The sequence below is a fragment of the Alcaligenes sp. genome (genome assembly GCF_050255915.1).
Classification (GTDB): domain Bacteria; phylum Pseudomonadota; class Gammaproteobacteria; order Burkholderiales; family Burkholderiaceae_B; genus Alcaligenes; species Alcaligenes aquatilis.
This window is the reverse complement of the sequence record NZ_JBFWIQ010000001.1, coordinates 267,468-288,287: the sequence shown is the minus strand read 5'-3', so window position 1 is coordinate 288,287 and position 20,820 is coordinate 267,468. Positions and strand designations below refer to the sequence as shown.

The following is a 20,820-nucleotide window of genomic DNA, read 5'->3' as shown; positions in this document are numbered from 1 at the left end:
CTAGGCGCCGGACACTACGCAGCCCGTGCTCTGACAAAGAAGATTGCGTGGCATCTGCCCTGCTCGCTGCCCAAACGTACACCGTGGTCAATATCTGACACTTCCACGACACAAAGACTGTGTTTTTATCAGGTTTTCTTCAGCCAGGCAGAATGACTGCTGTACCATCAAAAATGGCCGCTTCATCCCCCGGGAGCGGTTTTCTATTTGTCTAAACGGCCCTGTCATCCTTGAGGCCGTCCGCTGGAGCCCATTCGGTGCTGTCATTTTTTGAACGTCGATTAAACCCCTACCCCGAACAACACGTCGCCCCTCCCCCAACAGGTTTTTTCCCCTTCATTTGGGCCTGTACGAAAAATTCGCGTGGCTGGATTGGCTTGATGACCGTGACCTCGATTGGCCTGTCAGCCTACGAAGCCATGCTGTTTGCCCTGCTCAGCTATATCGTGGACTGGCTGCCCTCGATTGAACCTGCCCAGTTCTGGAGCCAGCAAGGTGGCACCCTGTTGACGATTGCCGCTGTTTTACTGAGCAGCGTGGCCCTGATCAGCCTGCATACGCTGGTCATGCACCAGGTGCTGGCCATCAACTTTCCCATGCGTCTGCGCTGGCTGTTTCATAAACTGATGCTGAACCAGAGCATGTCTTTTTACGCCGACGAGTTTGCCGGTCGTATCACCACCAAAATCATGCAAACCGCTCTGGCGGTACGCGAGACCCTGTTCATGGCTGTGGAAGTGGTTGTGGGCATGAGCGCCTACCTGATCGGTATTCTGATCCTGGCCGGCAGCTTTGACCGTTTGCTGATTCTGCCCTTTCTGTTCTGGCTGCTGGGCTACGCATTAGCCTGCGTCTACTTTGTGCCCCGTCTGGGCAAAGTCGGGGCTGAGCAGGCCGATGCCCGCGCCTTGATGACGGGCCGCATTACCGACGCCTACACCAACATCAACACGGTCAAACTGTTTGCCCACACACGCCGCGAAGCAGACCACGCCAAAAACGCCATGCGCCGCTTCCAGGAAACGGGCCATGCCCAGATGCGCCTGATCAGCCTGTTTGAAGTGACCAACCACGTCCTGGCCACAGTCTTGCTGATCAGCTCGGCGGGCCTGGCCTTGTATTTGTGGTCGATTGATCAATCCACTGCCGGTGTCGTGGCGGCCGTCATTGCCATGGCATTACGGCTGTCGGGCCATTCCCATTGGCTGATGTGGGAGCTGACCAACCTGTTCGAGAACGTGGGTACGATTCAGGACGGCATCAACACCTTGACGCAAAAACCCACCGTGGTGGATGCACCCGATGCCAAGCCCCTGCAAATCGAGCAAGGCCGTATCGAGTTTCAGGACGTCAGCTTTGCTTACCGCGATAAAAGCCGTCAGGTTATCGACAAACTCAACCTGGTGATCAAACCGGGCGAACGTGTTGGCCTGATTGGCCGTTCAGGCGCGGGCAAATCCACGCTGGTCAATCTGCTGCTGCGTTTCCATGATGTCGATAGCGGCACAATCCGCATTGATGGCCAGGACATTGCCCATGTCACGCAAGACAGTTTGCGTGCTGCCATTGGCATGGTGACGCAGGATACCTCCCTGCTGCACCGTTCCATGCGCGATAACATTCTGTATGGCCGCCCCGATGCCAACGACGAGTTGCTGCATATGGCGGTAGAGCGTGCCGCCGCTGCCGACTTCATCCCGCAACTGCACGACCGCCAGGGCCGTGAAGGTCTGGACGCGCATGTGGGCGAACGTGGTGTGAAACTGTCCGGCGGCCAGCGTCAGCGTGTGGCCATTGCCCGCGTCATGCTGAAAGATGCCCCCATCCTGTTACTGGATGAAGCCACCAGCGCACTGGACTCCGAAGTGGAAGCCGCCATTCAGGAAAGCCTGAACACCCTGATGCAAGGCAAGACAGTGATCGCCATTGCCCACCGCCTGTCCACCATTGCGGCACTGGACCGCTTGATTGTGCTGGATCAGGGCCGCATCATCGAGCAAGGCAGCCACCAGCAATTGCTGGAAAAAGGCGGGTTGTATGCCCGTTTATGGGCTCGTCAAAGCGGCGGATTCCTGGGAGAGACCGGCAAACAAGATGTCTAAGCCGGTGTCACTTGCTTGCAAAAAATACTGACGTTACGCTTTTGTCCCATTAGAATCTCGAAAGATCAAACTTCGCCGTGCTTGCGGCGAAGTTTTTTTTCAACTTATTGAGCCATACGAAGAAAAAAATCATGTTTTTAGTCTTCCCCGATTCCGCCGCCATTGCGACACACCTGAGCGCCCGTCTTCAGGACATTATTCGTCAGGATCCACAAGCGACGCTGGGTCTGGCAACCGGGGGGACCATGGAACCTATTTACGCCCGTTTCGTGCAGGACGTGCGTGACAATGCGCTGGATGTGTCCAAGATCAATAGCTTCAATCTGGACGAGTATGTCGGTTTATCTGCTGAGCACGAGCAAAGCTACGCCTGCTACATGCACCAGCACCTGTTCAGCCAATTGCCTTTTGATGCCGCGCGCCTACACCTGCCCAATGGACTGACCACAGAACTGGAACAGCACTGCCAGGACTACTCTGCGGCCATTGCCGCTAGCGGTGGTGTCGCCTTGCAACTGCTGGGCGTGGGCACCAACGGCCACATTGGCTTTAACGAGCCAGGCACCCCTTTTGACAGCCGCACGCATGTGGTGGCCCTGTCCGAGCGCACCCGTATCGACAACAGCCGCTTTTTTGACTCCATGGACGAAGTGCCAGCATCGGCCATCACCATGGGGATTGCCGATATTCTGAGCGCCCGTGAAATTGCCCTGGTGGTCACCGGCGAGCACAAGGCTCGCACCATGCTCAATTATCAGGAAGGCGGTATCACGCCCGAGCTGCCGTTCACGGCCTTGAAGCAGCACGCCAACACCCACATCCTGCTGGACGAGGCCGCTGCCAGCCTGCTAGACCCCAGCCTGTGCCACCGCCCCCTGATCAGCCAGGCCGCCTGAACCGGCTTGCCAGCCCCCGCCCAGCGCTCTGAACAGCGCCGCGCGGGACTGCAAACGCGACTGCATCAAGCTGACGCGCACATCCTGAGCGGCGTACAAGGTACGCTGCGCATCCAATAAAGACAGCAAGGTTTCCGAGCCGGAGCGATAACGTGCTTCGGCCAGTTGAAACGCTAGCCTGGCTTGCTCCCACTCCAGTTCCATGATCTGCGCCTGAGCATCCAGGCTATGCAGTTGCGCCAGCACACCTTCCACATCCATATAGGCCTGCACAATGGTCTGACGATACTGCGCCAGCCACTCCTGCAAACGGGCGTCGCTCAAATCCTTGCCCGCCTCCAGACGACCCGCATTGAAGATAGGAGCCACCAGCCCACTGATCAGGCTGTAGACCGGATGGCGCAAGCTTTCTTCCCAATGATTGCCCGATGCCCCTGCCCGCGCCCCCAGAGTCAGGCTGGGATACAGGGCAGCGCGCGCCACCCGCACATCGGCATGCGCCGCTGACAATTGGGCCTCGATGCGCGCAATGTCAGGACGTTGCGAAAGCAGTTGTGAAGGCAAGCCAGCCTCCAGCTCCGGCACCTGCAAACTGGCAATATCTTCCTGCGGTTCAGGCATGATTTCAGTACGGCCCAACAAGGTCGCCAACTCCACCCGCGTGCGCATGGCCTGCTCTTCAAGCACAAACAGTTTGCGCTGTTGCGAAGCCAGCAATTGACGTTGCTGTGCCAGCTCCAAAGGCGAAGCCGCCCCCGCCAGCAAGCGGGCCTCCAGCAAACTCAACAAGCGTTGTGCAACGGCCAGGTTTTGACGGGCAATGGCGACCCGCTGTTTATCACCCAGAGCCTGCAAGCTTAAATGCACCACCTGCGCCTGCACACTGACACGCAGCACGTCCAGCTCGTAATTCGCCGCCTGAGCCAGGAACACGGCGCTGTCGGCCTGAGCACGATGGCGCCCCCACACATCCAACTCGTAACTCATGAATACACCGGCCACATATTGCGAGCGAGAGTCTCCATGCGAGGAAGAAAACGGCGCATCTCTTTGCACAGACAGATTGCCCTGCAATTCCGGCAGCAAACTGGCTCCGGCAATGCGTGCCTGGGCCTGCGCCTGCAAGATCCGGGCCTGAGCCTGACGTAGCACCGCTACATCCTTCAAGGCTTCCTGCATCAGACTGTTCAAGGCGGGACTGTTATAGGCGCGCCACCACTGCGGCTCCACCTGGGCCAGAACCGGCTCAGAAGCCACCTTGCCTTGTTGCTGATAAGCCTGGGGCAGCGTCGGTGCTGTCTTGTCCAGATCAGAGGACAAGGAACTGCACGCTTGCAGCACCAGCGTGCTCATGGCCCCTGCTATCCATCGGTACTGAGCCATGCTTACTCCCCCGCCAAAGCCTGAACGGGGTCCAGTGCGGCCGCCGTCCGTGCGGGCATATAGCCAAAAACCATGCCCGTCACCACGGCGCAGCCAAAGGCACCCAAAGCAGCCCGCAAGGAAAACACCACATCCACCCCTCCAAAAATCAAACCAATACCTACCACAGCCCCCACCAGCACACCCAGGCAGCCACCTGTGATCGTCAACAACACCGCCTCGGTCAGAAACTGGCGCATGATGTCGCTTTGTCGCGCCCCCGTGGCCATACGTATGCCAATTTCCCGCGTGCGCTCACGCACCGTCATCAACATCACGTTCATGACGCCAATACCGCCGACCACCAAAGACACGGCGGCAATCAGGCCCAGCATCATGCTCATGGCCTGACGCGTGGACGCCTCGGCCTGCAAGCGAGCCGCCGCATTGCCGATTGAAAAGTCCTCGCGCCCACCATGACGTTGTGTCAGCAACTGGCGCATGTCCTGCTCCGCCTCCAGAACGGTCGCGCTGTCCCGCGCATCAATCACCACATAATCGGGTTGCGTCTGAGCCTGATACACACGAGCACGCGCCGCGTGGTAAGGCACAAACACCATATCGTCATAATCCTGTGCGCCTGAGTCGGCACCGCGCTCCTGCATCACCCCGATCACCTCAAAAGGCGAATTACCGATCAGGAGCTGCTGCCCCAAAGGCACATCCCTATCGGGGAAGAAATGCTTGGCGGCACGATGTCCCAGCACAACCAGAGGGGCCAGATCCCGGTCCTCGGCATCGGTGTAATAACGGCCTTGTGCCAACTGCCAGCGGTGAATATCCGGCATGGTTTCATTGGCGGCAAACACATACACCTGCCGGTCCACACGGCCCCTGCGCACCGTAATGGGATCACCGATCACCGGCATCACACGCCGTATCAGGGGCAGTTCACCGACCGCCTCCAAATCCTCCTCGGTCAGTTGTCCTTTGGGCAAACCATTGGGAGGCGAGGAACTGCTCAAGTACATGATGGTGGTGCCCATCGTGCCCATCTGATCCATCACTCGCTGACGCGCGCCCTCGCCCACGGCCAGCATGACAATGACCGAGGCCACCCCAATAATCACCCCCAGCAAGGTCAAGGCGGTGCGATGCCGGTTGATCAGCATGCTGCGCAAGGCACTGCGTGCCGCATCCTTGATTTCCGAGAGCCAGGGCGAGCGGCGATGCGCCGACTCCGTCAAAGGCGGCTTGGCCCTTGTTTCCTGGGCCGCATCGGGGCGGCTATCGGACAAGATGCAGCCATCACGAATCTCGATCACCCGGTCCGCCATCGCAGCCAATTGATGATCGTGCGTAATCAGAATGATCGTGTGCCCAGAATCCGACAGCTCGCGCAACAAAGCCATGACTTCCGCACCGCTACGTGAGTCCAGCGCACCCGTGGGCTCGTCGGCCAGAATGACTCGGCCACCGTTCATCAAGGCACGGGCAATGGACACGCGCTGCTGCTGACCGCCAGACAACTGATTTGGGCGATTGTCCAGCTTGTCCGCCAGTCCCAGACTGCTGAGTAATTCTGCGGCACGTGCAGCACGCGCGTCCTCGTCCAGGCCCGCATAAATGGCGGGCATCTGCACGTTTTCACTGGCCGTTTCGGTAGGTATCAGGTGATAGCCCTGAAACACAAAACCAAAGGTCTCCCGACGCAAGGCAGCCAGCTCATCCGCGCTTAACTGTGCAACATCCCGGCCTTGGAACAGATAAGTGCCGCTGCTGGGTTTGTCCAGACAACCGAGCAGGTTCATCAAAGTCGACTTGCCCGATCCCGACGCCCCCACAATCGCCACAAACTCGCCCGGCTCAATACTCAGGCTGACATCGAACAAAACCTGCACAGCCGGTTTGGTGCTGGGCGGGCCACCATAGATACGGCAGATGTCGCGCAGCTCAATCAAAGACGGTGCAGCCCCTACCATTGCAACCACCGCCAGCCACGCTCAGCCGCCACCACGGCCAGCACCACCTGCTCACCCTTGGCCACCCCATCCACAACTTGCACCTGATGGCGATTGCGCACGCCCAGGCTGACCGGTTTTTCCTGCAGCTTGCCTTGCTCCAGCACGGGCACCTTGAAGGCATCGGGACCGCGCTGCGGGTCAGGGCGCAAGGCCGCCAAGGGCACCAGCAAAGCCTGATCGGCACGATCAATTTCAAACAGCACCTGCGCGGTCATCTGCGGCATCAACGCGCCGTCTTTATTGTCCACATCAAACAGCACCGTATACATGATGGCCTTGGTGCCGCTCGGGGTGGCTGCGGCGGTTTCTTCCTGCGCGCTGCCCTCGGGCGCCGGCAGGACCTGCCGCACCGTAGCCTGCCATTGACGCGCCTGTGTCTCGCCCTGCTCGCCCAAGGTTGTAAAGGTCACGGCCATACCCGGTTTGATACGGCGGATATCCGCCTCGGACACGCTGGTCCACACCGTCATGGTGCCCAAATCGGCAATACGCAAAATAGTGGGGGTTTGATAAGTGGCATTCAGTGTTTGCCCTTCACGCGCCTGTACACCAATAACGGTGCCACTCATGGGTGCGTAAATGCGCGTGTAGCCCAATCGGGCCTCGTCCGCTTTCAGCGTGGCCTGAGTCTGCTCCATCTGCGCTTGCACATGGGCAACACGAGCCTGAGCCGTCGCCAGATTTGCCTGGGCAATTTGTATATCCTCCTGACGGCTGGCCTGCTGGCGTTCCAATTGACGCTGACGAGTCAACTGCTGGCGCGCCAGTACAAGCTGCGCCTGTTGCTCGGCCAACTGAGCGCGATACGCCGCCAACGACGCGCGGCCTGCATCGACCGAGGCCTGTTGCACACTGGGGTCAATTTCCACCAGCAACTGGCCCTGCTCAAGCTGATCGCCCGGCGCAACCGGCAACGCCGTAATCTGCCCCGACACCTGTGCCCCGACGTCCACATAGCGACTGGGCTTCAAGGTTCCCACCGCCGCAACGGTCGCGCGTATATCGCCTTGCTCTACGGCTACCGTTTCAAATTGCTCTGACGAGCGCCCGGCCTGTGCGGCCAGCGCCCCCAATACCAGCACCGCCACCAGGGCGAACGCCCAGCGACGCTTCACTGCTTTGGACTTCATACATAATCCCGTGGATCTACACCCGCCCGGCTCATGGCGGGCAGGTGATCAAAAAATAATAATGGTCAAAAAGAAAGGGGCTTGCTCACCCCAACACTGGCTCAACGCTGCTTAACAACGGGCCTAGAGCCCTGGCAAAACGGCGCAACAGGGGGGCAAGGAAAGAGATCCTTTTTCAGGCCTTCCCTATAAAGACGTTTGAGAGCCCATTTTCCGGACATTTATTTTGTAAAAGTTATCGCGGCAGGCTTGGACGAACCGATATAAGGCCGAATCGGATTAGCGGAGAATCGCACTACCTCATTGTCAGGAAAAACCAGGCAGTAAAAAGCTGGCAGGGGAGAGCCTCCCCTGCCCCGTCCTTAAAACTCGGCGGACATACTCAACATGAAGGTGCGTGGCTGCGATAAGACCAGATAGCCATTATTGGGATAACCGCCTACCGAAGCCCAATACGTCGTATCGGCGACATTCTCGACACTGGCCCTGAACGTCATCGGCACACCGGAGATCTTGCGCTGGTAGCTGGCCCCCAGGTCCCAGCGTACCCAGCCTGGCACACGGATTGCATTGGCCGAATCCGCGTAACGGGCACCAGTGGCCAATAGCTGTGTATCCAGCGACAAGCCCGTCACCTGCGGCACATCCCAGGTCAAACCCAGACTGCCTTGCCAGCGCGGCACGCCAATCACTCGCTGGCCTTCGCTAAGCGGATCACCCGTGTTTTTCTGCTTGGTGTCCAGGGCAGTCACACCACCGAGAATGCGCAAGGAATCGGTCAACTGACCGTAAAAGCTTAACTCCAGCCCGTTATGGCGGTCCTTGCCCGCTTCCACAAAACGCAGATCGTCATTGACCACGCCACGCGGTTTGGTCGTGGTAAAGAAAGTCAGCCCGCCGCCCAGTGAGCCGTTGTCGTACTTGACCCCCAGCTCTTTTTGCTTGGCCACAAAGGCCGACAAGCGCTGCCCGGCGTTTTGAACCGGCTGGTTATTAAAGCGAGTCGGTGCCAGATCACCTTGTGCCAGGCTTTCCGTGTAGTTGCCGTACAAGGCCCATTCATCCGTCAGCTTGAAAACCACACCCGCTGCAGGGCTGGTATGTTGCTGACGGTCTTTGCGCTGCAAGGCTTGGGTGCCGTAGTCATAGCTGCGCGTTTCCATAATTTGATGGCGCAAGCCCAGCATCACTTCCAACCGATCATCCCAGAGGTACATCAAATCACCCAGGGTATAACTGGTCAATTTGGTGCGCCCTACCAACGCCGGAGACCCCAGATCACCACCTGTAAAGGCGATGGGCGACAAGGCCTGGTTCACGGGATCATAAAGATTGCTGTCCTGCTTGCTGCCCATGGCCCAGGCGTTTTTCTCCTTGTGGTCATACAAGGAGGCGGCGGCCACCAGTTCATGCAGCACAGGCCCGGTTTCAAAACGGGCCCGCAAACCCAATTCGCCTGTTTTCACATCATCGCGTCGGGAATTGTTGAAACGTGAGAAAGTGGTTTTGCCAGATACCGCATCCGTGACCGTCTGAGTCGCAAGCTGATTATCTTCCTTGCCATGTTTCATGCCATAGGCAGCCCACAGGGTAATGGAATCATTCAGATCATATTCCCCGCGTAGGGTGCCGAAAACGGTTTCCTCATTGGAGTACGTCCAGGGTTGAGCGAAGTTACGCTTATGTGAAGGCAAGTCCGGCAAGGCGGACAGGCCCGCCTTTAACGCCACATTAGGCCGGACTTCACGCAGCTTGTGCTCCTGATAGCCCAGATCCGCCGACAACCGTACGCGCTCACCACGCCAATCCATCCCCACTGTGTACAGATCCAGACGGGTATGTTCATTGTCGACAGCCGTATCGCCGCTACGCCTGATGGCATTGACGCGAATACCGGCCGCATCATCGGCAAAACGGCGCGACATATCCACCTTGATCTGGCTTTGCCCGCCACTGCCATAACCCACACCAAGCTTGGTCAGCGGGTTCTCACCGGCGCGTTTGGGCAGCACGTTAATCGTGCCGCCAACACCACCGCCAGAGGGCGCGGCACCATACAGAAACCCCCCTGCTCCATGCAGCACTTCAATGCGCTCGGCCAGTTCCGCAGCCGTCGCTTGTCGGGGCAGCAGTCCAAACAGGCCGTTGTAGGCAATATCATCGGAAGCCGTCAAAAAGCCCCGGATGAAAAAACTTTCCTGGAAGTTGCCAAAACCACGGGCCACACCCACAGAAGGATCATGGCGCACCACATCGGCTACCGTGGACGCCTGCAGTTGCTCGATATAGCGGCTGGTATAGCTATTGACGCTAAAGGGCGAGTCCATATTGTCCAGGGAACCCAGTATCCCAACCCGGCCTCCGCTGGCGACCTGGCCGCCAGCATACTCCGGCAGCAAACCCTGACGCGACGCATCGGCACTGGCATTGACGGTAATGGTGGACAACTCCTGCGTCTGGGCACGATTGACATTGTCTTGGGCCTGAGCCTGAACATGAAGAGCAAACAAGGACACGACCAAGGTGCGTCCCAGGCAAGGTTTGAATAAAGAAGTCATCACGATTACCTATCAACCCTTGATGTTCTTCAGATCAATGCGCACCACACTTTCACGCTTGCTGGCCTTGTACTGCGGGGTAGCAGGCGCCTTAACGGTTACGTACAACTGGCTGTCCGGACCCAGTTCCAGGCTGTTGGGGTTATCAGGCAAGTTGTATTGCGCCTTGACCGCATAGCTGGCGCCATCCAACACGGATACCTTGCCTTGCTCACGATGCGTCAAGTACAACTCATCACGATCGGCGTTGTACAAGATATCCATCGCGTCGCCCACCGGCAGTGTCTGCAGCAATTTGCCGTCTCGGGCATCCAGCACATACACGGTTTTCTGGTCCTTGGTCTCTGTCACATAGAGGCGATTGCGGCTGGAGTCCAGCGCAAAATTCAAGAGCAAGGCGGGTTTGACGCCCGCCGGTTTCCAGCGCTGTTCAATCTGATTGGTTTGGGTATTCACCACCATCACCTCACCATCACCATTGGCGGCATACAGACGATGCGAGGCCGAATCCACCAAGAGCCCCGTGACCCATTTGCCAGCGTTTTCAATGGTGTCGATCAGTTCCAGAGTGCGATCATCCAACACCCAGATCACGGCAGGTGCGCCTACGGCTCCCACATAGATACGACCTTGCTGAGGATCGTGACGAATCGTGCGCGGACCCATTTTGGTGTCATCAAAACTCTTATTGTTGAAGTGGACGCGCTCTATGTTTCCGTCCTCCTTTAGCCCTACTTTGGAGACGGCAGCAGCCAGACTATTGGTAACGTACAACGTATCGCCCGAGGCGTTCCTTGCCAGGCCGAAATTGCTCTGGTCGGTATACATGGTCCCCTTCACATCCAGGGTGATGGGGTCCAGCTTATAGATCACGCCGCCACGAACTGACGACGCCCGCTCCGCCGAGGCCACATACAAGGAATTATCAAAGGGGCTGTAAACCGCTTGATAAATCCCGTAGGCCAGATCCTTGCGCAAGGCTCCTTCTGCCGTAATCGAGGTTTTTTGTGCCAGCTCCGGCGTCAAGGGCAGCGAGACAAGCTCCGACGACTGGGCGTGAGCAAGCGATCCGGCACTGAGCAAAGCGGCAGACAAGACAGACAAAGCAAGACAACGTGTGAACATGGGCATATCCTGTTTTCGAAATAGAAGTGATTATCATTTCTATTATTGCATTAAGCACCTCTATGCTCAAAACCGGGATATCCCTGCTCCTTAAGGAGAAACACGCGAGACTAAATCAGCCGCTTCCCTCCCCCCCGCTTGACTGCCCTCGCTACAATATCGACTCAGCCGCCTTCTGGGCGGCCTTGTTGTTGAATTCCCTGACCTGTAACTGTGCTATGACTTCTGCTGCCGATCTGTCCGCCCACACGCCCATGATGCGTCAATACCTTCAGCTCAAAGCGGAGGCCGGCTCGCATCTGCTGTTCTATCGGATGGGGGACTTCTATGAGATGTTCTACGCCGATGCCGAGCGCGGCGCGCGCCTGCTAAACCTGACACTGACCAAGCGCGGGTCCTCCAACGGCGAGCCCATCCCGATGGCAGGTGTGCCTTTTCATGCCATGGAAGGGTATCTGGCGCGTTTAGTCGCTTTGGGCGAATCCGTCGCCATCTGTGAGCAAGTCGGTGACCCGGCTACCAGCAAAGGACCGGTCGAGCGCAAGATCATGCGCGTAGTCACCCCCGGCACGCTGACCGATGATGCCTTGCTGCCTCCCAAGGCAGATCGCCTGATCGCCGCATGCACGCTCATCAAAGTACAACGCCAGGAAATGGTCGGACTGGCCTGGATGAACCTGGCCAGTGGCGAGTTTCTGGTCAGCCAGTGCGAGCCGGACATGCTGGACACGGAACTGAACCGTATCGGCCCCGTCGAGCTGGTCTACCCCGAATCGCTGCGCCCTGCCCCGGAACTGCCGCAAGCCAGTTGCCACACCTTGCCGGACTGGCACTTTGCGCAAGACGGTTCACGCGAAACCCTGCTGGACCATTTCGATCTGGACTCTTTGGCCAGCTTTGGTCTGGACGATCTGCCTGCGGCTACGGCAGCAGCCGGAGCCTTGCTGCGTTATGTCGGCAGCACGCAATCCCAATCCCTGGTTCACATCACGGCTATCCGTGTTCAGCATAGTTCGGACTTTCTGGTGCTGGATGCGGTCACGCGCAAGAACCTGGAAATTACCGAAACCATTAGCGGTGAAACCAGCCCGACGCTGTTCTCTACGCTGGATCATTGCCAGACCCCCATGGGCAGCCGTTTGCTGCGTCGCTGGCTGCACCATCCCTTGCGTCTGAACCACGCCGTCCAGCAACGTCAGGATGTGGTGTCCCTATTTTTCCAAACCCAGCAAAGCGCCAGCTTGAATGCAGGCGATCCTTTGGGTGTGCTGCGCCATGCCCTGCGTCGTTTTCCAGACCTGGAGCGTATTGCCACGCGTATTTCCTTACGCAGCGTGCGTCCACGGGAACTGGCCAGTTTGCGCGATGCGCTGGCAACGCTACCCGAGCTGCGTCAGGAACTAGAACACAACTTTGCTCAGTCTGAACATTTGTATGGGCATTTGTTAAATCTGGCGCTGGACCCAGAGCTGGCCTCTTTGCTGCAGGCCGCTATCGCCCCCGAGCCTGCCTTGCTCATACGGGATGGGGGTGTCATTGCCGATGGCTACGATGCCGACCTGGACGAATTGCGCAGCTTGGCCAGCGACAGCGGCGATGTGTTGGTCAAGATCGAAGCCCGGGAGCGCGAACGTACCGGCATCGCCACCCTACGCGTCGAATACAACCGTGTGCATGGTTTCTTTATTGAGGTCAGCCGGGGTCAGGCCGACAAAGTCCCCGACGATTACCGCCGCCGCCAGACACTAAAAAATGCCGAACGCTTCATCACACCTGAGCTAAAAGAATGGGAGGACAAAGTCCTGTCCGCCAAGGATCGCAGCCTGAGCCGCGAGAAGTTCCTGTTCGATCAATTGCTGGACAAGCTGCAAAGCTACGCGGGTCCCTTGGCCCTGTGCTCCAGCGCCCTGGCGGAACTGGATACCCTGTCCTCACTGGCGCTGCATGCACTAGACAATAACTGGGTCGCCCCCGAACTAAGCGAGCAAGCTGGCATCTGGATCGAAGCGGGTCGTCATCCCGTGGTGGAACACAGCATCGAGCGTTTCACACCCAACCATTGTGAGATGCATGCACAACGCCGCATGTTGCTGATTACCGGCCCGAATATGGGTGGTAAGTCCACCTATATGCGACAGGTTGCCTTGATTGCCTTATTGGCCCGCATCGGCAGCTTTGTGCCGGCCAACACGGCCCGTATTGGTCAGATCGATCGCATCTTTACCCGTATCGGCGCGGCTGATGACCTGGCCGGTGGCCGCTCCACCTTCATGATGGAAATGACCGAAGCGGCCGCGATTCTGGCCGGCGCCACCCCCTACAGCCTGGTGCTGATGGATGAGATTGGCCGTGGGACATCCACCTACGATGGTCTGGCCCTGGCCTGGTCCATCGCGCATCGCCTGCTCAGCCACAATCAGGCATTGACCTTATTTGCCACGCACTACTTTGAAATCACGCGTTTGCCCAACGAATTGCCTGCGGCTGCCAATGTGCATCTGGCCGCCGCAGAATCGGCTTCGGGCATTGTGTTCCTGCACGAAGTTCAGGAAGGTCCGGCCAGTCGCAGTTACGGGATTCAGGTTGCGCAACGTGCCGGTATCCCCTCTGCAGTCATCCGTCAGGCCAGCCGTGAACTAAGCCGTCTGGAAGCACAAAATGATCCTAGTGCACAACTGGATCTGTTCAATGCAGGCAGCGCGCCTGAAACCACGGCGACAGAGTCTGACCCGACCACAGAACAGGCACTGGAACTGCTGGATCAGTTCAAGCAACTGGATGTGGATGACTTGAGCGCACGCGATGCCCTGGATCTGCTGTATCGCTGGAAAAAAGAGATGAAATCCGCTGGGTAGACAAAGCCAAGGGAGCCTGGGCGGCTCCCTTTTCAGGCCGTTCTTTCAGCCTGCTCTCTGGATGCCAATCTGACGACCTTTGCTTGCTCTGTGTCATTGACACCAAAGACCCCACGGCATCAGCAAAGGTCTAGCCAGTCTACCTACCAGGCCCCTATGGAAAAACCTGACCTTCGACGTACCTGTCTAGATTGCCTGATTGCCAATCATCCCTGCCCAAACGTGGCCACAGCATTTTGTCCCTATTTTTCTGCTTTCTTTGCGCTATACACGTCTTATCAGCTAACTGCGCCCAAGCCGTGACAGGCCGGATCAGTTAAGCTACGGGCTAATTTAATTCTTGTTCGGGCAGTCCATGACTATCGATCAGCCATTGACCCTTTTGGGCGGCATCAGCGCGCATGAGTTCATGCAAATCTACTGGCAACGCAAACCGTTATTGATACGCGGCGCCATCCCTAATTTCAAGCACTCGCTGAGCATAGACAATATCCGCGAACTGGTAACGCGCGAAGAAGTCGAATCGCGCCTGATCATCCATGACGGCGACGACTGGGAAATGGAAACCGGGCCGTTTGACGAGCTGCCGCCAGCCTCGCAGCCCAACTGGACCGCCCTGGCACAAAGCGTAGATCTGCACGACGACAATACCGCTGCCCTGATGCGTCAGTTCCGCTTCATTGGCGATGCCCGTCTGGACGACGCCATGATCAGTATTGCCTCTGACGGCGGTGGCGTAGGCCCGCACTTCGACAGCTACGACGTGTTCTTGCTGCAAGCCCACGGCAAGCGTCACTGGCGCATCAGCCAGCAAAAAGACTTGAGTCTGGTGCCTGATCTGCCCTTGAAGATTTTGCGCAATTTTCAGGTAGAGGAAGAGTTCACCCTGGAACCCGGCGATATGCTGTATCTGCCCCCGCACGTAGCACATGACGGGATTGCGATTGGCGACTGCATGACGATTTCCATCGGCTTTCGCTCGCCCACCCAGGCAACGCTGGCTCGGGGTTTGATGGATGCCGCTTCAGATCAACTGGCCGCCGCCAATGGTGAAGGCTTTGGTCTGTATGCCGACCCGCCAATACCCATGCCCGAGTCCATGCAACAGCGCTACACCGACCCGGACGCACAGGCCAGCACCACACCTGCCGCCTTGCCAGAAAACCTGATTCAAAAGTCGCTGGATGCCTTGAATGCCATTCGTTTTGATGAGGCACTAGCCTCTCGCTTCCTGGGTGTCTGGCTGACCGAATTGCCCAGCAATAGCTGGTTCGACATTGCCGAAGATCCGGTTGATTTGCACGACCCCGAGCTGCCCGAAGGCCGCTTGGCGTTGGACCGCTGCTCGCGCATGATGTACCGAGGCGATGAGCTGTATATCAATGGTGAAGTGGCCCCCTGCCCGGCCAGCCCGGCGCTGAAATTGTTGTCTGACCAGCGTCAGCTCTCAATCCCCGGCGAGCATTTTGAAGCCCTGGATGAAGACGAACGTGAAATGCTCAATGCCTGGCTGGACGACGGCTGGCTGCAATTCAAGGAAAACTGAGCACCGAGCCACTAGCTCTGGCGAGTTCAGCAAAAAAAGCGGGACAGCTTGCAGGCTGCCCCGCTTTCTTATTTCTAGCCCGCCAAGAATCAAAAGTCCGATATATTTGTTGGTTGAGGTTGAGGTTGAGGTTGCCGTTGCCGTTGCCGTTGCCGTTGCCGTTGCATTATTCACGCCCTGCAGCAAGAAAAAGTACTATCATGAAAAACGCAATTCACAAGACGAGCAACTCGTCATAAAGCCAGCATTAGTGGCTTTACAGCCCAGCTTCAATCCAGCTCGGGCCACCCTCAAAAATCACGTAGCCACCCCACTCAATATAGTCAGGCACCTACTTAATTCAAAAGTGGTCTGCCCTACACCAGAAAAGCGTCCTATCAGACCAGTCCATTTAGTCGCTATAACTAGTGCTCGTTTGTCATCTCTCCTTTTGGAAAGCGCAGAGCACTATGTCTACCTCTCGATCATCCTCATCCTATTTAGTCAGCGATCTGATCCCGCCTATCGTGGCCGGCCTCATCTCGGTCATCGTTAACTACGGTGGCACCTTTATTCTGGTTTTCCAGGCCGCCAAGGTCGCCGGGCTCAGCCCCGAGCTGACCGCGTCCTGGGTCTGGTCGATCTCGATTGGCGTCGGCGTTACCGGCCTGCTCTTGAGCTGGGTCTCGCGCGAGCCCATCATCACCGCCTGGTCGACCCCGGCCGCCGCCTTCCTGGTAACAGCACTGGCCACCACGCCGTATGAAGAAGCCATCGGCGCCTACTTGATCTCGGCAGCAGCCTTCGTCGCCCTGGGGCTGTCCTCCTACTTCGAGCGCCTGATCCGCCTGATTCCCAACGGCATCGCCGCCGGCCTGCTGGCCGGGATTCTGCTGCAATTTGGCATTGGGGCATTTGGCAGCATGACACTGGACCCGAAACTGGCAGGCTTGCTGATCCTGGCCTACCTGATCATCAAACGCTTTTCCGCACGCTATGCTGTGGTGGGCATTCTGATCCTGGGCCTGAGCTTTTTGCTGTTGGAGCATCGCGTCGACCTCAGTGGCCTGAAACTGGAACTGGCCGCGCCGGTGTTCACCATGCCGGTGTTTACGCTCAATGCCTTGCTGAGCGTGGCCTTGCCTTTGTTTCTGATTACGCTAACTGGCCAATACATGCCAGGCATGCTGGTCCTGCGTAACGACGGTTTTCGTACCAGCGCCAACCCGATTGTGTGGGTAACCGGTCTGGGCTCGCTGATCATGGCTCCTTTTGGCTCTCACGCCATGAATGTAGCGGCCATTACCGCTGCCATTTGCACCGGGCCAGAAGCGCACCAGGATCCCTCCAAACGCTGGGTTGCCGGAATTGCAGCCGGCGTGTTCTACATTCTTGTCGGTGTTTTTGGCCTGACGCTGGCCGCCGTGTTCATGGCCTTCCCCGCAACCTTCATCACCACCCTGGCGGGCTTGGCGCTACTGGGAACCATTGGTGGCAGCCTGGCGGGGGCCATGGCCGATATCAAATCACGTGAAGCAGCCTTGATTACATTCCTGGCCTCGGCTGCCAATATCACGCTATTCGGGATTGGCGGGGCCTTCTGGGGACTGGTGATTGGTCTGTTGGCGTACTTTATTTTGAACGGGAAGTTGCCGCAGCGTAAAACCGAAAAACTAAGTAATGATGGACTGCCAGCAGCATCTGATGCCCGGTGATTAGTTGGAATAAATAGCAGACTAGGGCGGTAGTCCTAGCCTGCCATTGCTGCAGGGCCGATACCAGCACTGGCCTTGCCACTGGATAGGCGATGGCCTACGACAAAAAGCTAGCTGGGCATCCGACATTTAAACCTTTTCAGCGGCCTCTATCGCAGCAAACCTTATCTGCACACGCTACAAACCCAGAAGCTTTTCTCAACTGCTTACGACGCGCCACACTTAACGCCTAGCAAAAAGCACAGCCCATACTTTTTCTGAACTGCCTACTCGGCAGCAAACTGTAACGTTCAGACGTAGACATTGGTGTTTTCTTTCTAAGCTGCCTACTCGGCAGCAAACATGGAGGATGCGCTTGTTCAGTTCGCTACGACATTTCTAAGCTGCCTACTCGGCAGCAAACAAAATCGGTCGTGAAACTGAAAATGCGGGGATTTTCTAAGCTGCCTACTCGGCAGCAAACCGCCCCGATTAATCAGAACCACCGATCACATTTTTCTAAGCTGCCTACTCGGCAGCAAACTAGCGTGAGACAAGTCCGTGCCTATTACTAATTTTCTAAGCTGCCTACTCGGCAGCAAACCGCTCAGGCCGGACGTTCTACTACTACGATGTTTTCTAAGCTGCCTACTCGGCAGCAAACATTTTGCGGTGCTAGAGAAAGCCATGCGCGAATTTCTAAGCTGCCTATTCGGCAGCAAACGCAGCCATGCAACTGTTTGCCGCAGCCGGTATTTTCTAAGCTGCCTACTCGGCAGCAAACAAGACTTGCGCCGTGCGCGTGTAGTTCTCAAATTTCTAAGCTGCCTACTCGGCAGCAAACTAGAGCGTTCATCCCTGAATGCTAATCAGGCTCTATCTTATGGCTTTTTTTGCGACTAAAACCCTTTTTTCACACCACCCCATAAGCATCTGATTTTAAACAAAATTTTAAATCATAGAAAAAAAGGGTTTCTGCAAAGAAAAGACCATCACCTCGAATTCGCTCATCAATTTTATTGTAAAAAACAGTCACACAAAAACAGCTAACAGTAGTCATAAACGGCAAATAACTCATTAATTAGCTCAAAACACCCTGAAAGAATTAATAGAAACAATCTCCTGACTGCCTCTTCCCGGCTCAAGTGCTAGCCTGCGCTGGCTTTGATCTTCAGGAAACAGTGTCATGTTTGGCGATTTCAATCTTGCGTCTCCCTATCCGGCTTATGCCCGCCTTCGCCAGGGGCCACCTTTGGTGTGGGATGCGGATTTCTGTGGTGGGGCGTGGCTGGTCCACAGGCACGGCGATGTCCAAGCCGCCCTGCGGCATCCCGATTTAAGTGTGCGGCGTGTTGGTGGGTGGGTATCTCAAGCAGGTGCTCATCCCTCCCCGCGTCTGCAAACCTTCAAGGGCTTGATGGCCAGGACACTGGTGTTTCTGGATCGTCCCCGTCACACCCGTGTCCGGCGAGTGGTGAATGCCGCCTTTAGCGCAAAGGCCTTGGACACCCTACACGGCACCATTGAAAAGCGCGTTGCGCAAATCCACCTGGGCTTGGAAAACAAACTACAGCACGGCTCTGCCGATCTGGTGGATGAAGTCTGCCGTCCGCTCCCCGCCTTGGTCATGATGGATGTACTCGGTTTGCAGCAGCTACCCTTATCTGTTTTTCAGGCCTGGTCAGAGCAACTGGCGCGTTTTATTGGACAAGCGACACCAGATCAGCCCTTGTTGATGGACACGCAGGACGCCTTGTTGGATATGGCCGACTTTCTGGGGAACAGCGCCAACCTACAAGAAGGTGGCTTGGCTTGGCGGCTTTTGCATGACAAGCAACTCTCTCTTCAAGGCAGGCGCGAACGTTTGGCGCAGTCCTGTATGTTGCTCTTTGCCGGCTATGAAACCTCCCGGCATCTGCTCAGCTCCTTGTTTCAAACTCTGCTGGACGACTGCACAAAGCAGCAAGACTTGCTATCGAATCCCCAGAAGATTCCTGCCGCGATCAAAGAGGTGCTGCGCCACGACAGCCCGATTCAATACACAGCCAGACGTTTGATGCAGGACCAGCACTGGCACGGTCAGCATTTACGCAAGGGACAATTGCTGCTGTTGCTTTTGGGCGCTGCCAACCGGGACCCGGAGATTTTTGCCCATCCCGACGAGCTGGATTTCAATCGCAACAATCAGGCCGAGCTCTCCATGGGCCACGGAATTCATCATTGCCTGGGTGCTGGTTTGGTGCAGTTGGAAGCCAGGCTGACGCTTGAGCAGTTCCTGCCTTTATTACCTCGCCTTCAATTAAGCCAAGGTGAACGCATTCAGCTTCCCGCCTATCGGGGCTGGAACCGCTTGTCGGTTCAATACCGGGCCTTGCCGTCATGAGTGCTTTTCTCTCTCACTTGGATCAACAACTGAAGGCGTTGAAGGCCAAGAAGCTGTGGCGACAAAGAGCCATCAGCCGTCCCTTGCCAAACGCGCATATCGAACGCAATGGCCAGGTCTTGCTGAATTTCGCCGGCAATGACTATCTAGGGCTGAGTCAGCACCCAGCGCTCAAGCAGCTACAAGCACAGGACGTCGCCGGAGCCACCGCATCTCCGCTGATTTGTGGGCATCATGCGCAGGCTCAGGCACTGGAGCAGGATCTGGCAGACTGGAGTGGCTTTGAGGCCAGCCGTCTTTTTGTCAGTGGTTATCAGGCCAGCTTGGGTGTCATTCCCGCGCTAGTCGGCACTGGCGACACGATCTTCTGTGACAGGCTGAACCACGCCAGCCTGATTGATGCCAGCCGTCTATCCGGTGCCCGTTTACGCGTCTATCCCCATAGGGATATGGCACGCCTGGATGACTTACTCAGCCGCCCTACGACAGGGTTCAAGCTGGTGATCTCGGACAGCCTGTTCAGCATGGACGGAACGATTGCCCCGCTTGATGAGCTGATCGCCTTATGCGAACGCCACGATGCTTTGTTGTATTTGGACGATGCGCATGGCCTGGGGATATTGGGCGAAAACGGACGCGGCGCGCCGGAACATTTTCAGCTCAAGGCCACGCAACGTCAGCGCCTGATTTATCTGGGGACTTTTGGCAAGGCAGCCGGTCAAGGCGGCGCGTTTATCGCCTGCTCCCATAGCCTGGCGGACTGGCTCACTCAATCGGCTCGCAGCTATGTGTACAGCACCGGGCTGGCCCCAGCTCATTGCGCATCCTTGCTGGCCTGTCTGCAACTAATCAAACAAGCTCAAGCACAGCGGACCTTGCTGACAGAACACATCCAAACGCTGCAAACCCTGAGCCGGAATCTGCCCTGGCGCTTGGCTCCGTCCAAGACGCCGGTACAAAGCCTGCTGATTGGCGAGGTCGAACCCACCTTGCAGCTATCCGAAACGCTCCTTCAAAAAGGTATTTGGGCACCGGCCATACGACCGCCCACCGTTCCCCGCCATCAAGCCCGATTACGCATTTCCCTGTCTGCCGCGCACCGGCATCAAGACATTGAACAACTGGTCCAGGCACTACATGAAGCCGCCCACTCTTTACGGTGATTT

At 57.1% G+C, this 20,820-nt stretch carries 12 protein-coding genes and 1 CRISPR repeat array; of the genes, 7 read left to right on the top strand and 5 right to left on the bottom strand.

The genetic code is table 11. The features are described 5' to 3' along the window. The first annotated feature begins 257 nt into the window (after positions 1–257). Both AB7E06_RS01260 and AB7E06_RS01255 read left to right on the top strand, forming a co-directional pair. The gene (locus AB7E06_RS01260; protein ID WP_094195879.1) at positions 258–2,102 is read left to right on the top strand and encodes an ABC transporter ATP-binding protein; all 1,845 of its coding nucleotides are present in this window, start codon (positions 258–260) and stop codon (positions 2,100–2,102) included. Between the two features lie 131 nt (positions 2,103–2,233). Further along, positions 2,234–2,998 (top strand): glucosamine-6-phosphate deaminase, encoded by a 765-nt coding sequence (locus AB7E06_RS01255; protein ID WP_427954781.1) that lies wholly within the window; start codon positions 2,234–2,236, stop codon positions 2,996–2,998. On the opposite strand, the gene AB7E06_RS01250 is transcribed toward AB7E06_RS01255, so the two are convergent. From AB7E06_RS01250 to AB7E06_RS01230, 5 genes are all read right to left on the bottom strand, one after another. Then, positions 2,951–4,381 carry an efflux transporter outer membrane subunit gene (locus tag AB7E06_RS01250; RefSeq protein ID WP_427954779.1) on the bottom strand — a complete coding sequence of 477 codons (1,431 nt, stop codon included), beginning with the start codon at positions 4,379–4,381 and terminating at the stop codon, positions 2,951–2,953. The genes AB7E06_RS01255 and AB7E06_RS01250 overlap by 48 nt on opposite strands. A gap of 2 nt (positions 4,382–4,383) precedes the next feature. Next, complete coding sequence (locus tag AB7E06_RS01245; RefSeq protein WP_427954777.1) at positions 4,384–6,342, bottom strand: ABC transporter permease; 1,959 nt, start codon at positions 6,340–6,342, stop codon at positions 4,384–4,386. Further along, positions 6,336–7,514: an efflux RND transporter periplasmic adaptor subunit gene (locus AB7E06_RS01240; protein ID WP_427954775.1), complete on the bottom strand. Its 1,179-nt coding sequence runs from the start codon at positions 7,512–7,514 to the stop codon at positions 6,336–6,338. Before AB7E06_RS01240 ends, AB7E06_RS01245 begins: the two co-directional genes overlap by 7 nt. Positions 7,515–7,876: 362 nt before the next feature. Further along, positions 7,877–10,072, bottom strand: coding sequence for a TonB-dependent receptor (locus tag AB7E06_RS01235; RefSeq protein ID WP_427954773.1), 2,196 nt, complete (start codon positions 10,070–10,072; stop codon positions 7,877–7,879). A gap of 12 nt (positions 10,073–10,084) precedes the next feature. Next, positions 10,085–11,197 carry a YncE family protein gene (locus tag AB7E06_RS01230; RefSeq protein WP_094195873.1) on the bottom strand — a complete coding sequence of 371 codons (1,113 nt, stop codon included), beginning with the start codon at positions 11,195–11,197 and terminating at the stop codon, positions 10,085–10,087. Between the two features lie 218 nt (positions 11,198–11,415). Here AB7E06_RS01230 and mutS point away from each other — a divergent pair, with 218 nt between their 5' ends. The 5 genes from mutS to bioF all read left to right on the top strand — a co-directional run bounded on the left by mutS (position 11,416) and on the right by bioF (position 20,817). Continuing rightward, positions 11,416–14,052 (top strand): DNA mismatch repair protein MutS, encoded by a 2,637-nt coding sequence (gene mutS / locus AB7E06_RS01225; protein ID WP_094195872.1) that lies wholly within the window; start codon positions 11,416–11,418, stop codon positions 14,050–14,052. A 355-nt stretch (positions 14,053–14,407) separates the two neighbouring features. Next, positions 14,408–15,598, top strand: a complete 1,191-nt coding sequence (locus tag AB7E06_RS01220; RefSeq protein WP_427954770.1) for a JmjC domain-containing protein — start codon at positions 14,408–14,410, stop codon at positions 15,596–15,598. Positions 15,599–16,047: 449 nt separating this feature from the next. Continuing rightward, complete coding sequence (locus AB7E06_RS01215; protein ID WP_094195870.1) at positions 16,048–17,292, top strand: benzoate/H(+) symporter BenE family transporter; 1,245 nt, start codon at positions 16,048–16,050, stop codon at positions 17,290–17,292. Between the two features lie 253 nt (positions 17,293–17,545). Beyond that, positions 17,546–18,115: a CRISPR direct-repeat array (repeat unit 29 nt; unit sequence TTTTCTAAGCTGCCTACTCGGCAGCAAAC). Positions 18,116–18,457: 342 nt separating this feature from the next. After that, positions 18,458–19,654: a cytochrome P450 gene (locus AB7E06_RS01210; RefSeq protein WP_321268026.1), complete on the top strand. Its 1,197-nt coding sequence runs from the start codon at positions 18,458–18,460 to the stop codon at positions 19,652–19,654. Then, positions 19,651–20,817, top strand: a complete 1,167-nt coding sequence (gene bioF, locus AB7E06_RS01205) for an 8-amino-7-oxononanoate synthase (RefSeq protein WP_321268024.1) — start codon at positions 19,651–19,653, stop codon at positions 20,815–20,817. The genes AB7E06_RS01210 and bioF overlap by 4 nt, the downstream gene beginning before the upstream one ends. Positions 20,818–20,820 lie beyond the last annotated feature (3 nt).

Bases quoted from the DNA above. Each gene is read 5' to 3' on its own strand.
- AB7E06_RS01235 (WP_427954773.1), bottom strand. From the start codon at position 10,072: ATGACTTCTTTATTCAAACCTTGCCTGGGACGCACCTTGGTCGTGTCC.
- AB7E06_RS01210 (WP_321268026.1), top strand. From the start codon at position 18,458: ATGTTTGGCGATTTCAATCTTGCGTCTCCCTATCCGGCTTATGCCCGC.
- bioF (WP_321268024.1), top strand. From the start codon at position 19,651: ATGAGTGCTTTTCTCTCTCACTTGGATCAACAACTGAAGGCGTTGAAG.
- AB7E06_RS01255 (WP_427954781.1), top strand. From the start codon at position 2,234: ATGTTTTTAGTCTTCCCCGATTCCGCCGCCATTGCGACACACCTGAGC.
- AB7E06_RS01245 (WP_427954777.1), bottom strand. From the start codon at position 6,342: ATGGTAGGGGCTGCACCGTCTTTGATTGAGCTGCGCGACATCTGCCGT.
- AB7E06_RS01215 (WP_094195870.1), top strand. From the start codon at position 16,048: ATGTCTACCTCTCGATCATCCTCATCCTATTTAGTCAGCGATCTGATC.
- AB7E06_RS01230 (WP_094195873.1), bottom strand. From the start codon at position 11,197: ATGTTCACACGTTGTCTTGCTTTGTCTGTCTTGTCTGCCGCTTTGCTC.
- AB7E06_RS01240 (WP_427954775.1), bottom strand. From the start codon at position 7,514: ATGAAGTCCAAAGCAGTGAAGCGTCGCTGGGCGTTCGCCCTGGTGGCG.
- AB7E06_RS01250 (WP_427954779.1), bottom strand. From the start codon at position 4,381: ATGGCTCAGTACCGATGGATAGCAGGGGCCATGAGCACGCTGGTGCTG.
- mutS (WP_094195872.1), top strand. From the start codon at position 11,416: ATGACTTCTGCTGCCGATCTGTCCGCCCACACGCCCATGATGCGTCAA.
- AB7E06_RS01220 (WP_427954770.1), top strand. From the start codon at position 14,408: ATGACTATCGATCAGCCATTGACCCTTTTGGGCGGCATCAGCGCGCAT.